Origin of the sequence: Paenibacillus sp. FSL H7-0756 (assembly GCF_038006765.1) — a bacterium.
In the GTDB taxonomy this organism is placed as follows: Bacteria; Bacillota; Bacilli; order Paenibacillales; family Paenibacillaceae; genus Paenibacillus_AQ.
Map to the genome: position 1 here is coordinate 1,766,594 of NZ_JBBOVT010000001.1, position 13,158 is coordinate 1,779,751.

General features: G+C 51.8%; 10 protein-coding genes. 7 read left to right on the plus strand and 3 right to left on the minus strand.

Annotated elements, in window-relative coordinates; translation table 11 throughout:
- Positions 1 to 69: 69 nt before the first annotated feature.
- Positions 70 to 2,724, minus strand: a complete 2,655-nt coding sequence (locus NST04_RS08000; RefSeq protein WP_341183817.1) for a cation-translocating P-type ATPase — start codon at positions 2,722 to 2,724, stop codon at positions 70 to 72.
- Between the two features lie 270 nt (positions 2,725 to 2,994).
- Between NST04_RS08000 and NST04_RS08005 the strand changes: the two genes are divergently transcribed.
- The 6 genes from NST04_RS08005 to NST04_RS08030 all read left to right on the plus strand — a co-directional run bounded on the left by NST04_RS08005 (position 2,995) and on the right by NST04_RS08030 (position 8,120).
- Positions 2,995 to 3,474: a site-2 protease family protein gene (locus tag NST04_RS08005; protein ID WP_341183818.1), complete on the plus strand. Its 480-nt coding sequence runs from the start codon at positions 2,995 to 2,997 to the stop codon at positions 3,472 to 3,474.
- A gap of 185 nt (positions 3,475 to 3,659) precedes the next feature.
- The gene (locus tag NST04_RS08010) at positions 3,660 to 5,078 is read left to right on the plus strand and encodes an ABC transporter substrate-binding protein (protein WP_341183819.1); all 1,419 of its coding nucleotides are present in this window, start codon (positions 3,660 to 3,662) and stop codon (positions 5,076 to 5,078) included.
- A 62-nt stretch (positions 5,079 to 5,140) separates the two neighbouring features.
- Positions 5,141 to 6,124 carry a carbohydrate ABC transporter permease gene (locus NST04_RS08015; protein WP_341183820.1) on the plus strand — a complete coding sequence of 328 codons (984 nt, stop codon included), beginning with the start codon at positions 5,141 to 5,143 and terminating at the stop codon, positions 6,122 to 6,124.
- On the plus strand, positions 6,114 to 6,968 hold the full coding sequence (locus NST04_RS08020; RefSeq protein ID WP_341183821.1) for a carbohydrate ABC transporter permease: 855 nt from the start codon (positions 6,114 to 6,116) through the stop codon (positions 6,966 to 6,968). Before NST04_RS08015 ends, NST04_RS08020 begins: the two co-directional genes overlap by 11 nt.
- Positions 6,969 to 7,119: 151 nt before the next feature.
- Positions 7,120 to 7,641: a GNAT family N-acetyltransferase gene (locus NST04_RS08025; protein ID WP_341183822.1), complete on the plus strand. Its 522-nt coding sequence runs from the start codon at positions 7,120 to 7,122 to the stop codon at positions 7,639 to 7,641.
- On the plus strand, positions 7,638 to 8,120 hold the full coding sequence (locus NST04_RS08030) for a cysteine hydrolase family protein (protein WP_341183823.1): 483 nt from the start codon (positions 7,638 to 7,640) through the stop codon (positions 8,118 to 8,120). The genes NST04_RS08025 and NST04_RS08030 overlap by 4 nt, the downstream gene beginning before the upstream one ends.
- Before the next feature lie 132 nt (positions 8,121 to 8,252).
- On the opposite strand, the gene NST04_RS08035 is transcribed toward NST04_RS08030, so the two are convergent.
- Positions 8,253 to 9,323 carry an LLM class flavin-dependent oxidoreductase gene (locus NST04_RS08035; RefSeq protein WP_341183824.1) on the minus strand — a complete coding sequence of 357 codons (1,071 nt, stop codon included), beginning with the start codon at positions 9,321 to 9,323 and terminating at the stop codon, positions 8,253 to 8,255.
- Between the two features lie 956 nt (positions 9,324 to 10,279).
- Between NST04_RS08035 and NST04_RS08040 the strand changes: the two genes are divergently transcribed.
- Positions 10,280 to 11,569, plus strand: coding sequence for an arsenic transporter (locus NST04_RS08040; protein ID WP_341183825.1), 1,290 nt, complete (start codon positions 10,280 to 10,282; stop codon positions 11,567 to 11,569).
- Between the two features lie 290 nt (positions 11,570 to 11,859).
- On the opposite strand, the gene NST04_RS08045 is transcribed toward NST04_RS08040, so the two are convergent.
- A complete protein-coding gene (locus tag NST04_RS08045; RefSeq protein ID WP_341183826.1) occupies positions 11,860 to 13,062 on the minus strand; it encodes an oxalate decarboxylase family bicupin in 1,203 nt (400 codons plus the stop codon).
- Between the last annotated feature and the right edge of the window lie 96 nt (positions 13,063 to 13,158).

Sequence of the window (13,158 nt, forward strand, 5' to 3'; positions counted from 1 at the left end):
AGCCTGCACCCCTCTATACAGGGCGTGCAGGCTTCTTGCTGTTATCAAGGTTTGTTAACTTAGCCTGGCTTAAGCAGCCTGCTTCGCAGGCAGCAGGCGGCGGACCAGCTTCGCCAGCTCCATCACAATGACTGCGCCTAGGGCGAGTCCGGTGGCGGTCAGCCAGTGGTTCATGCCGAACGTGGCAGGGATCGAGAAGATCTCACGGACACCAGGCAGGACCGCAATGCCGTAGAAGGCGAAGCAGATCATGACTGCGCCGATTACATATTTGTTGCTGAAGAATCCGGCTTCCACAGAGGTCTGGCTGTTGGAGCGGGCGGCGAAGGTCTGCAGGGTGCGCGCCAGAATCAGCGTGGTGAAGGCCATCGCAATCCCCATTTCATCCGAATGCTGCAGTCCGATATACTGGGAGATAATCACGGCAATCCCGATCAGCAGACCACGGGTGATCACTGCCTGCATCATCCCGCCTGCGAAGATACCCTCGCTGATGTCCCGCGGCTTGCGGCTCATTACATCCGGCTCGGCCTTTTCCATGCCTAGCGCAATCGCCGGGAGGGAGTCATTCGCCAGGTTAATGAACAACAGCTGAATGGCCGTGAACGGATTGATCCAGTCGAAGATCAGGGCGAACAGGATGGCGATAATCGCACCCAGATTGCCGGCGAACAGATAGGCGATCGCCTTCTTAATGTTATCGAACACTGTCCGGCCAACGGCCACTGCATTGACAATAGACACGAAGTTATCATCGGTGAGGATCATAGCCGCCGAATCCTTGGCAACATCGGTTCCGCTGCCCATCGCAACCCCGATATCGGCCTGCTTCAGTGCCGGGGCATCATTGACACCGTCACCGGTCATGGCGGTGATTTTGCCCTTGCGCTGCCAGGCCCGGACGATCCGGATCTTGTTCTCCGGGGAGACGCGGGCGTAGACGCCAATCTGTTCCAGTCTGTTGTCCAGCTCTTCGTCGGACATGGCATCCAGCTCCTGGCCGGTAACGGCGATCTCATGCTCCGCCATCAGTCCGATGTCGCGGCCGATGGCCTGGGCGGTGGTCTTATGGTCCCCGGTGATCATAATCGTACGGATGCCTGCTTTGTTCGACTCGGCGATAGAGCCATATACGGCCTCGCGCGGCGGGTCAATCATCGCCGACAGGCCGACCAGAACCATGTCATGCTCATCGTCAAGGCCCACCTCAGTCACCGTGTCCGGCACGTTTTTATAGGCATAAGCAAGCACGCGCAGAGCTCTGCTGGAGAACTGTTCGTTTGCTTCATTGAAGGATTCCAGCACCTCCTCTGACAGCGGAACCTCCTGGCCCTCCAGCAGGACATGGGAGCATCTGCTGAACAGAACATCCGGGCCACCTTTGGTAAGCAGGGCCTTCTGTCCTTCGAACGTATGCAGTGTGGTCATCAGCTTGCGTTCCGAATCGAACGGCAGCTCGGCCTCGCGCGGGAAGTTATCGCGGATCTCGCGGTAATCCCTGTCCTTGTTATTACTGAAGGCAATCAGTGCTACCTCGGTCGGGTCGCCCAGTTCCTTGCCTTCTTCATTAATATTGGAGTCGTTACAGAGTACGGCGATATGCAGCAGCTTGCGGGCTTCTTCCGACCAGTCATCGGCCTTCAGCTTGAACTGCTCCTTCGGGCCTCCGGGGAGGAAATAATCGACAACCGTCATTTTATTCTGGGTCAGCGTCCCGGTCTTGTCCGTACAAATGACGCTCGTTGATCCCAGTGCCTCTACAGCGGGCAGCTTACGGATAATGGCATGCTGCCGGGCCATCTTATTCGTGCCCACGGAGAGTACAATGGTTACGATAGAAGATAACGCCTCGGGGATAGCGGCGACGGCTACTGCTACAGCGAACATCAGGGCATTCAGGATGGCTTCGGTGGTATCCACCGTGTCATTCGAGAGCCAGACGCGTGCGGCCTGAATGGAGAAGATCAGCACGGATAGCAGCAGGACGGCGATCCCCAGCTTTTTGCCGAAGCTCTCCAGCTTGCGCTGCAGGGGCGTCTGCTTGGCTTCGGCACTCTCGATCAGCCCGGCAATCTTCCCTAGCTCAGTACCGAGCGCCGTTCCTGTAATGACCAGGGTTCCCCGGCCATAGACGACCAGCGAGCCGCTGAAGGCCATATTGCGCCGGTCGCCCAGCGGAGCATCCTGCGGGATAGGATCGGTATGCTTATCTACGGCTTCAGATTCGCCGGTCAGCATGCCTTCATCAATCCGCAGACTCCCGGATTCAATAATCCGTCCATCCGCAGGCACATAATCACCAGCCTCCAGGAAGACGATGTCTCCCCGGACAAGCTCCCTTGCCGGAATCGACAGTAAGGCCCCGTCCCGCATGACCTTGGCTTCGGGTGCGGACATTTTTCGCAGGGTGTCCAGTGAGCTCTCCGCCTTCCGGGTCTGCACCACACTGATTACAGCATTCAGAATCAGCACGACGAAGATGATAACAGACTCCATAATATGTCCCATTACGATCTGAACGGTAGCCGCGATGAGCAGCACAATGACCATAGGATCTTTGAAATTCTCCAGAAACAGCTTCCAGAGCGGGTCCTTCGCTTTGCCCTTCAACTCATTGTAGCCTTCCTTGGCCAGCCGGTTATCTACTTCAGCAGACGTAAGCCCGCTTGCGGAACTGTCGACTTCTTTCAAGGTGTCTGATATATTGCGGCGGTAATACTCCATCAGATACAAGCTCCTCTCCCGTTAGTTATTCTTTAGTCTGTATGGTCCAAATTTACGTTATATAGTATGACAAGTTTCAAGATTTTCAGCCCGGGCGGCTAATTACTTATACCCCAAAGGGCCATAGTTAGATAGAATGAATTCAGATAATTATTCGTTAACGGTGAAAAATATATCGTAAAGGTAGGGTTCTGCTTGAATCGGACATTTGCATATGTGATGCTGTTTATCGTCTTTATTCTCCTGTTATCCATTAAGGAGCCGTCAGTGGTGAATACGGTGTTCCTTACGGTTATGGTGACATTGTTAAAATATCTGGTCACGTTCATTCATGAACTTGGGCATTATTTGGCCGGGAAACTCGTGGGCTATCCTGTACCAATAGTAACACTTGGAGAACGAAAGCCGTTCTGGCGTGTATCATTTTGCGGAACTTTATTTATTTTCTGCTATGGCTTCGGCGGGTTAACACTTATGGGGAGCAGTGAAAAATTCAGCAGGCTGCGTTCTACCATATTTGCTCTTGGCGGGGTAATGTTCCAGCTTGCTGCAATAATTCTGGTTTATATTACAATGGGAATCGGCAACGAAGACAACTACTTCCTTCCCCTGATTTTCATCATTCTGAATGGATGGACCATCGCGGTCAATCTGTATCCAGCTATCATTTCCAGAAATGAGGCATACTATTTTAGCGACGGCCTGCTTCTGGCAAGAATCATTAAGAGTAGAGAGATCCATCACGATTGATTCTTCTCCTGCGTATTAAGGCGCTTCGGCATATAGCCCAGGCGTCTTTTTTGTACTTTTAGAGCAGAACCCATAAAAAGTGGTATTTTTCCCAATGAGGGTTCCTTATGCCGGAAAGGGACAGGCACTATAATATGAAGGCGGTTACAAAAAACCGAGGATGAATATAAAAGGGGAGGCAAAGTATGAAAAGTATGAAGCGTGTTTTAGCGGGACTCTCAACAGTACTCGTGGTGTCATCTGCTCTGGCAGGATGCGGCGGGAACTCGGGTAATAACTCGTCCGGCGCAGCTGCAACAACGGCTCCGGCATCGAATGCGGCAGAGGCAACCAAAGCTCCGGATGCAGGTAGCGGTGAGAAGGTAACGATCAATCTGTGGAGCTTCACCGATGAAATTCCGAACATGACTAAGAAGTATTTGGAAATCCATCCAGAGGCAAATGTGGAGTTCAAAACTACGATTGTAGCAACTACAGACGGCGCATATCAGCCTGCGCTTGACCAGGCGCTAGCTGCCGGCGGCAAAGATGCACCTGATATTTATGCTACTGAAGGCGCATTCGTACTCAAATATACACAAGGTGATGCATCCACTTTTGCAGCCAACTATGCGGACCTCGGCCTTACTGATCAAATGGTTAAGGATGCAGGCATCGCCCAGTATTCTGTAGATATCGGCAGCAGCACTGACGGACAGCTGAAGGGTCTCGGCTATCAGGCAACAGGCGGAGCCTTTATCTATCGTCGCTCGCTTGCCAAGGATGTGTTTGGAACTGATGATCCGGCCAAGATCAAGACAGAGGTTGGACCCGGCTGGGATAAATTCTTCAGTGCAGCAGAAAAGCTGAAAGCTAAAGGATATGCCGCAGTTTCCGGTGACGGCGATATCTGGCACGCGATCGAAAACAGTTCTGATAAAGGCTGGATTGTCGATGGCAAGCTGCATATTGATCCGAAGCGTGAAGAATTCCTTGATCTCTCCAAGAAGCTTAAAGACAATAACTACTACAACGATACGACAGATTGGCAAGAAGCCTGGTTCGCTGATATGAACGGCACTGGTGAAAAACCAGTCTTCGGTTTCTTCGGTCCCGCTTGGCTCATTAACTATACGTTGAGCGAACATGCCAAAGATACAAAGGGTGACTGGGCAGTTACTGAATCCCCAACAGGATTCTTCTGGGGAGGCACTTGGTTGCTTGCTAACAAAGATGTAGTCAAGGACGAAGCTAAGAAAAAGGCTGTTGCGGACTTTATCAAGTGGGTAACACTCGACACCTCCGAAACCGGACTCCAGTACTACTGGGCTAACGGAACGTTGAATGAGGGCGAGCAAGGCGCGAAGGACAGCGTTGCTTCCTCCGTTGTAATGGATAAGTCAAAAGGTGACTTGGAACTCGTTGGCGGACAGAACATCTTCGATATCTTTGTTCCGGCGAATGCCAACGCTTCCGGTAAGAACCTGACTGCATTCGACGAAACGATCAACAAGCTCTGGCGTGATCAAGTACGCGAATATACTGCAGGTAATAAGACCCGTGATAAGGCAATCGAAACCTTCAAGCAGCAGGTCAAAGATCAACTTAATATCGATAGCGAATAACAATCAAACGAAGGGGCGGGGGAGTCATCCCGCCCCTTCATATCAACTAAAGGGGTGAGAGCATGCGCCGCAAAGGTGTGAACTACTCTAAATTTGGCTATATTTTTACGTTTCCGTTTGTTTTGGCTTTTCTGATCTTCTCACTCTATCCGATTTTATACACCGCATTCATCGGGTTCACCGATTTGCAGGGATTAATACCAAAACCAATACATATTTTGGATAATCCTTTTCAGAATTTCAAAGATTTGCTCTTTAGTAACGCCTCTTTCCGGAAATCTCTGATCAACACCGGGTTGCTCTGGTTCCTTAACTTCGTTCCCCAGATCCTTCTGGCGCTCTTACTCACTGCATGGTTCACTAACCAGCGTCTTAAAATTAAGGGACAAGGCTTTTTCAAGGTTCTGCTCTATATGCCAAATGTTATTACTGCGGGCACAATCGCCTTGCTATTCAGTACTCTGTTTGGCTATCCGATGGGTCCGGTAAACAGCTTTTTTCAAATGATGGGCTGGTCCGACGCTCCAATCTACTTCCTTCAGGATAAGACGGTAGCGCGGGGCATTGTGGCATTCATCCAGTTCTGGATGTGGTACGGAAATACCATGATCATCCTTATCGCAGGTGTTATGGGTATCAATCCTGCGCTCTTCGAGTCTGCGGCGATTGACGGTGCAAACGGAGTTCAGACGTTCTTCCGGATCACGCTGCCAAGTTTACGTACCATTATGTTATTCACGCTGATTACATCGATGGTCGGTGGCTTGACCATGTTTGATATCCCGCAGCTCTTCCTTGCAGGCGGACCGGATGACTCTACGCTTACCACGTCGATGTTTATTTATGGACAAGCCTTTAAAGGAAGCTATTTGTACAACCGTGCAGCTGCTGCGAGTATGATTATGTTCTTGATCTCGGGGATATTGTCTGCATTTGTGTTCTATCTAATGCGTGACCGTGACGCGGCAAGACTTAAAAAAATCGAAAAAATGCACCGGAAATCCACCAAGAGCAGCCAAAAGGGGGGCGTAGCACATGGACAATAATCAAAAAGGCGGAAATGTCACCCGGACGATCAATAAAACGATTATCTATATCGTTTGTATCAGCCTGGCGGTGCTCAGCATTTTACCGTTTTGGATCATGTTTGTTAACGCCACCCGCTCTTCCGCACAAATTCAAGCCGGTCTCTCACTATTGCCTTCATCCCATATGATGGACAACCTGAAGGTGCTGCTCGAAAAGAGCTTCGATCCGATTCAGGGGTTTATGAATTCATTTATTATCTCGGCTTCGGCCACTCTACTGACTGTCTATTTCTCATCCCTTGCGGCGTACGGTCTAGTGACTTATAGCTGGAAGCTGCGCGGTGCATTCTTTACCTTTATTTTGTGTGTAATGATGATTCCCTCTCAGGCAAGTGCCATTGGTTTCTATCAGTTTATGTATAAAATTCATTGGACGAACAGCTTCCTTCCACTGATTCTTCCTGCAATTGCCGCGCCGGCGGTAGTGTTCTTCATGCGCCAGTATCTGCTGGCTACGCTGTCGATAGAGATTGTGGAAGCAGCACGCGTGGACGGGTCCGGTGAGTTCAAAACCTTTAACCGTATCATCTTGCCGCTGATGGTTCCGGCAGTTGCAACGCAGGCCATCTTCGCCTTCGTGGGCAACTGGAACAACTTGTTCATGCCGTTAATCCTCCTTACTCAGAAGGAGAAGTATACGATGCCGATCATGGTCAGCTTGCTCCGGGGGGATATATACAAGACCTCCTTCGGCTCGATTTACATGGGCCTTGCGCTGACCGCATTGCCGCTGTTCGTAGTCTACTTCCTGCTGTCCCGTTATATTATCGCAGGTGTAGCACTGGGCGGAGTCAAAGAATAACCGGATCAGGATAGCTGTGAAGACAAAACATACTGCAGAGAAGGTCCATTCCGGTGGATCATTCTACTGCAGTTTTTTGTGTTGGGAGATTCCGGTTCAGTGCCAATTGATGCTACAATTCTAGGGATAAGATCTGTGAGAGGAGGCAGCAATGGAATATAACATAAGAGCCGCCAGCGGGAGCGATCTGGGTAGTCTATGTGCAATCCGTAATCACGAGGGCTTATTCCGCAAGTATCTGGACCAGCAGAAGCACGGGGACATCTGCTTTATTGCCGCTGAGAAGGATGGGAGGATTGCCGGGTTCGGGCTGCTGAAGTTAAATGGAAAGAGCGGTGCCAAATTAAGTGACCTCTATGTACAAGAAGCCAGCCGGGGACAAGGTGTAGGCTCCGCTCTGATCCGTTACCATGAGGAACTGGCCCGCAAGCTGGGCTATGCTGAACTGTTTACCAGTGTTGATCCGCTGGAGAATCCCAGAATGATACAACTGGTTACCAGGCTCGGTTATCAGGCGGTTACGGAGCCATATTTGAAAACAGCGATTTTTTATAAAGAAGACGGTACAGCGTATGAGACCACATATACAAGAATCGATTGGCAGAAGCGGTTGAATGAACATCCGGCATCAGGTAAGGTGGAAGGATCAACGGATAGGGGGAAGCAGCAGTGAAAATCGGATTGTTAATTATCGATCTGCAAGAGGTCCATGTGAGCGGGGTAGAGCAGAAGGAAATTGACCGCGCCTGCGAGTATATCAATTTTGTCTCGGGACTGCTGCGCGCCAAGGGACATGCCGTCATTCATATTCAGGACATTGAGGGCATGCAGCCGGCGGAGGAAGCGAAGTTCGCGATCATCCCCGAAGTCGAGGTTCAGGAGACGGATTTCAACGTGAAGAAGGAATACTCGAATGCCTTTTGGAAGACGGATCTGGAAAAGCTTGTGCGGGAGCAGGGGATCGATCTGCTGATCCTCTCCGGCTATGCCGCTGAGCATTGTGTTCTGTTCACCTATAACGGCGCTGCCGAGAGGGGAATTAAGGCGGTGCTGCTGCAGAATGGGATTCTAAGCTCGCATCAGGATGTAATCACCGCGGCGTACAGAGACCGGAATCTGATTTCGTATCCTGTGATTCAGGCCCTGGTGTAATCTTGGCTGAGAATGAACGCCGGACGATACGAAGATAAGATAAGAAGCTTCAGATGACGTCACAAAAAAACACCTCAGGCGCAGAGTGGGCCTTGAGGTGCTTTGGGTATGATTTGCTGTGCTTGCGCGCAGTTATTTTCCCTCAGTTCGGGCTAACTCCGCATGCACGATAGGGGCCACCTTGGTGCCCAGCAGCTCGATGGCACGCAGGACCTCATGGTGCGGCATGTAGCCGACATTTACATGCAGGAAGAACCGGGTCACGCCGAGATTCTTACGCAGCAGAATGATCTTCTCGGCGACATACTCCGCGTCACCGACATAGAGTGCCCCGCGTAAGCTGCGGGCATCGTCGAAGGCTGCGCGGTTGTAGGTTCCGCCCCAGCCCCGTTCGCGGCCGATGACATTCATCTGGGCTTGGGTGGACGGGTAGAACAAGGCTGCCGCCTGGTCGTTAGTCTCACCTACGAAGCCGTGGGAGTGTGTAGCGATCTGCAATTTGTCCGGATTATGCCCGGCGCGTGCTGCGGCTTCCTTGTACAGGTTCACCAGCGGAGCGAACCGCTCCGGCATTCCGCCGATAATGGCGAAGGCAATTGGCAGACCCAAGGTTCCGGCCCGCACGGCAGATTCGGGGTTGCCGCCGCTGGCGATCCAGACCGGAAGCGGGTCCTGAACAGCGCGGGGATAGACCGGCAGATTATTTATAGCCGGACGGTGCCCGCCGCGCCAGGTGACCTTCTCGGAGGCGCGGATCGCCAGCAGCAGCTCCAGATTCTCCTCGAACAATTCATCGTAATCCTCCAGACTGTAACCAAACAGCGGGAAGGACTCAGTGAACGAGCCGCGTCCGGCCATAATCTCTGCCCGGCCGTTCGAGAGGCCGTCCAGCGTAGCGAAATCTTGGTAGACCCGCACCGGGTCATCCGAAGACAAGACGCTGACCGCACTGGTCAGTCTAATCCGCTTGGTTGTTGCTGCCGCTGCGGCGAGGACTACAGCCGGGGCACTCCCTGCATAATCCTTACGGTGATGCTCGCCTATTCCATATACGTCCAGGCCCACTTGGTCAGCGAGCACAATCTCCTCTACAGCTTCCCGCAGACGTTCTGCATGGCTGATCGTTTGCCCTGTCACCGGGTCAGGTGTAGTCTCCAAAAACGTGCTTATCCCAATTTCCATAATCTTCTTATCTTCGGCCATAATAATCCGCCCCTTTCTTCATGTCATCATTCTACTATACTTTTTAATGTTTCTCAACTTTAGTAAGTGAAATGGGGGACTTTTATTAATTTCTTATTGTAAGGGAAACTATAGTTTTAGCAGATCGAAGCGATGTATGCGAAAAACCCAACACAATTGGACCGGACGCGGCGCGTAGGTGAAATGTAATCTAAAAACCGATTACAATTGGATCGGACGCGGTGTGTAGGCCAAATGTAATCGAAAAACCGATTACAATTGGACCGGGTGCGGCGCGTAGGCGAAATGTAATCGAAAAACCGATTACAATTGGATCGGACGCGGTGTGTAGGCCAAATGTAATCGAAAAACCGATTACAATTGGACCGGGTGCGGCGCGTAGGTGAAATGTAATCTAAAAACCGATTACAATTGGATCGGACGCGGTGTGTAGGCCAAATGTAATCGAAAAACCGATTACAATTGGATTGGTACCTGCGGTCTACGCATCTTCCTACGCCAAAAAGACCGGGTTGCCCCGGCCTCTTTGGCGGCCTGCTGTCTTCAGGATTCAGGATTTATCCTTCTTGACGGCAAGCTGTACAATCATAATCACAAGAACGAGCAGTGCGATGAGCTGGTCTGTACTCATGGTAGTCCGAACCTCCAATCCCTCAACAAGGATGGCTCTTCCGGACCTGCGTCTCCTCTCCAAGAAGCTGCTTATTCCCCATAATCCAGCCTATGTATTCATACATACACTTAGTACTTAAGCATATAAATATTATTGCAGCAGACGGCTGACGGGCGGGGCGGCAATGCCTCTGAACAGCCTTGTGTAACGCAGGTGATCCTTCCAGCAATTTTTATCTTGTACTTCGGATAAGGCTGCTTTAGTATATATAAATTGGCTTATATTTATATCTACTGTAAGGAGTGCATCGGGGAATGCTGCAGATCAAATGGGGGGCTGAATTATGGTTGTGATAGCCTGCCTGATTTTTGTTGTGACTTTGGTTTTTGTGATCTGGCAGCCGCGGAATTTATCGATTGGCTGGTCCGCCTGCGGAGGGGCGATTCTCGCGCTTGCGGCAGGAGTGGTCAGCTTTGGCGATGTCCGTGATGTGACGCTGATTGTATGGAATGCGACGCTTGCCTTCGTAGCGATTATCCTAATTTCCTTAATTCTTGATCGTGTCGGCTTCTTCGAGTGGGCGGCGCTGCATATGGCGGCGGCGGCACGCGGCAACGGCACGCTGATGTTTATCTATGTGATCGTGCTGGGTGCAGTCGTGGCGATGCTGTTCGCCAATGACGGGGCAGCGCTGATTCTGACACCGATCGTGCTGGCGATGGTCCGGGCGCTGAATCTTGACGAGCGCAAGGTCTTTCCTTTTATTATTGCCAGCGGCTTCATTGCCGATACCACCTCGCTGCCGCTGACCGTCAGCAATCTGGTTAATATTGTCTCCGCCGATTTCTTCGGCATTACCTTCATGCAATATGCGGGCCATATGTGGCTGCCGACTTTATTCTCGTTGGGTGCGAGTATCCTGGTTCTGTATCTGTACTTCCGCCGCAGCATCCCGAAGGCGTATGATACCGCCGGAATGAAGCTCCCGGGGGATGCTATCAAGGACCAGCGGATGTTCCGGCTATCCTGGTTCGTACTCACGCTTTTGGTAGCCGGATATTTCGTCAGTGAATTCCTGGACATTCCGGTATCCGTAGTTGCTGGAGTAATCGCAATCTGTTTCCTGCTGATGGCCCGCAGAAGTCCTTACGTGAAGACGATGGAAGTGGTCAAGGGGGCGCCTTGGGCGATTGTTTTCTTCTCCATTGGCATGTACGTAGTGGTGTATGGTCTGCGTAATGCGGGACTGACGGATGTGCTTGCAGAGATGATCGGCGGAATTGCGAAGCACGGGCTGTTCGCCGCCACAATGGGCATGGGCTTCCTGGCTGCGCTGCTCTCCTCGGTGATGAATAATCTGCCGACGGTGCTGATCGGATCGCTGGCCATTGATACCGCACATGCCGCGGGTCTGGTGAAGGAGGCTTTGATCTACGCCAATGTTATTGGTTCGGATCTGGGGCCAAAGATTACACCGATTGGTTCACTGGCTACCCTGCTGTGGCTGCATGTGCTGTCCGGCAAGGGTGTGAAGATCTCCTGGGGCACCTATTTTAAAATTGGGATTATCCTGACGGTTCCCACACTGTTCATCACATTGCTGGGTCTATACCTGGAACTGAAGTGGCTCTAATCATGAGCCGTATAAGCTAACAAGGGGCCACGATCCCGTGTACAATTCATAATATACAAGGAGCGGTGCAGACCTTAGTCTGACCGCTCTTTTTTTTGAAAATATAAGAATTTATATGTTGCACACGATAACTTATCCTTCTATTTCTCGCTGAAACGGTACCGTCCTTTCAAAAGGACGGCAAAGCCGTTTCCACTTGTAGAATTTATATGTTTTGGGGTCCCCGCAAAGTACCTGAGTCATCACCTACGCTAAAGCCCCACTTTGTGGGGGTATTTTGAAATCTAAGCCTATCCTTCCTTCTGCTTCCCCTGTTCCTGATCCGGGTACTTCACCACAGGCCACTTCACCTTGCGCAGGGCGTTCATCAGCTCCGGACCGGCATGCAGATTGCTGCTGACCAGTTCCCCTGGCGTGAGCGCCATCCACTGGTTGAGGGAGACGTCGGCGAACCGGTCGCTGCGGAACATCTCCAGGAACCAGAGCGTCTCTGTGCCGGTATTCTGAACATAATGCCCCTGTGCAAAAGGCACATAGCCGACATCCCCAGCCCTGACATTGAAGGTGCGGGCATCGCCGTCCCCTCCAAAGACGGTCATTCGTCCTTGCCCGCTGAGGTAATACTGCCACTCGTCATTGTTCGGGTGCCAGTGCAGCTCCCGCATCGCCCCGGGCTCAATCTCTACCAGGGCTGCGGCGATATTCCGGGAGATGGGAAAATTGCTGGAGTCGACAATCCGCACACTGCCTCCCGGTGTCTTGAGCGGCGGCTGAGCCATCAGCCGGTGCTTGAAGCTCAGCGGAATCTCCCCGTAAGGCGATTCGATCCGCTGGCTTGCAATCGGGCCTGGCACCTGATCCTGATAGATATACACCTGCTCCTTGGGAAGATAGGCGAATGCAGATTCAGGTACACCGAAGTTCGCGGACAGGACTTCGCGCGGCGTATGGGCGAACCAGTCGGAGATGGACAGGGTGTTCAAATCCGAGAAGCCTCCATCGTCGAACACAAGCAGGAATTCACATCCCTCAGCCAGACCCTGAATGGAATGCGGGATGCCTGGAGGGAAATACCACAGATCGCCGGGACCGACATCGGCAATGAAGTTGCGGCCATTCTGGTCTACAGCTGTAATCCTTGCGCTGCCCAGCAGCATGTAGGACCATTCCGCCTGCTGATGCCAGTGCAGCTCACGTACACCGCCCGGCGTCAGACTCATATTTACGCCCGCAAGTGTAGTGGCCACCGGCAGCTCCCTGACCGTCACTTCACGGGACCAGCCGCCATGATTCAGCTGCATATGGGCGTCGGAGAACGAGAATTTCAGATTCGGGATCAGCCCGTTGTCCGTGACCGGAGGAACGAACATATCGGGATTCTCCCGGTCGCGCATGATGTCACGTGGACCCAGGTCGATATTGCCTGCACCGTCACTGCGTATGGGCTGGGGAATGACGGGCTGGCCTGGAGAACGGGGATGCTCAGGATTCATCACATAGGCTCCTTTCTGGAACGCACAGCATTTCAAGAAAATATATGCGCAAATGTGATAATATTTGACTACCGGACAAAGATCCGTACGATAATC

Coding starts and splice junctions, on each gene's coding strand:
- NST04_RS08035 (WP_341183824.1), bottom strand. CDS start 9,323: ATGGCCGAAGATAAGAAGATTATGGAAATTGGGATAAGCACGTTTTTG.
- NST04_RS08010 (WP_341183819.1), top strand. CDS start 3,660: ATGAAAAGTATGAAGCGTGTTTTAGCGGGACTCTCAACAGTACTCGTG.
- NST04_RS08045 (WP_341183826.1), bottom strand. CDS start 13,062: ATGAATCCTGAGCATCCCCGTTCTCCAGGCCAGCCCGTCATTCCCCAG.
- NST04_RS08040 (WP_341183825.1), top strand. CDS start 10,280: ATGGTTGTGATAGCCTGCCTGATTTTTGTTGTGACTTTGGTTTTTGTG.
- NST04_RS08000 (WP_341183817.1), bottom strand. CDS start 2,724: ATGGAGTATTACCGCCGCAATATATCAGACACCTTGAAAGAAGTCGAC.
- NST04_RS08015 (WP_341183820.1), top strand. CDS start 5,141: ATGCGCCGCAAAGGTGTGAACTACTCTAAATTTGGCTATATTTTTACG.
- NST04_RS08025 (WP_341183822.1), top strand. CDS start 7,120: ATGGAATATAACATAAGAGCCGCCAGCGGGAGCGATCTGGGTAGTCTA.
- NST04_RS08020 (WP_341183821.1), top strand. CDS start 6,114: ATGGACAATAATCAAAAAGGCGGAAATGTCACCCGGACGATCAATAAA.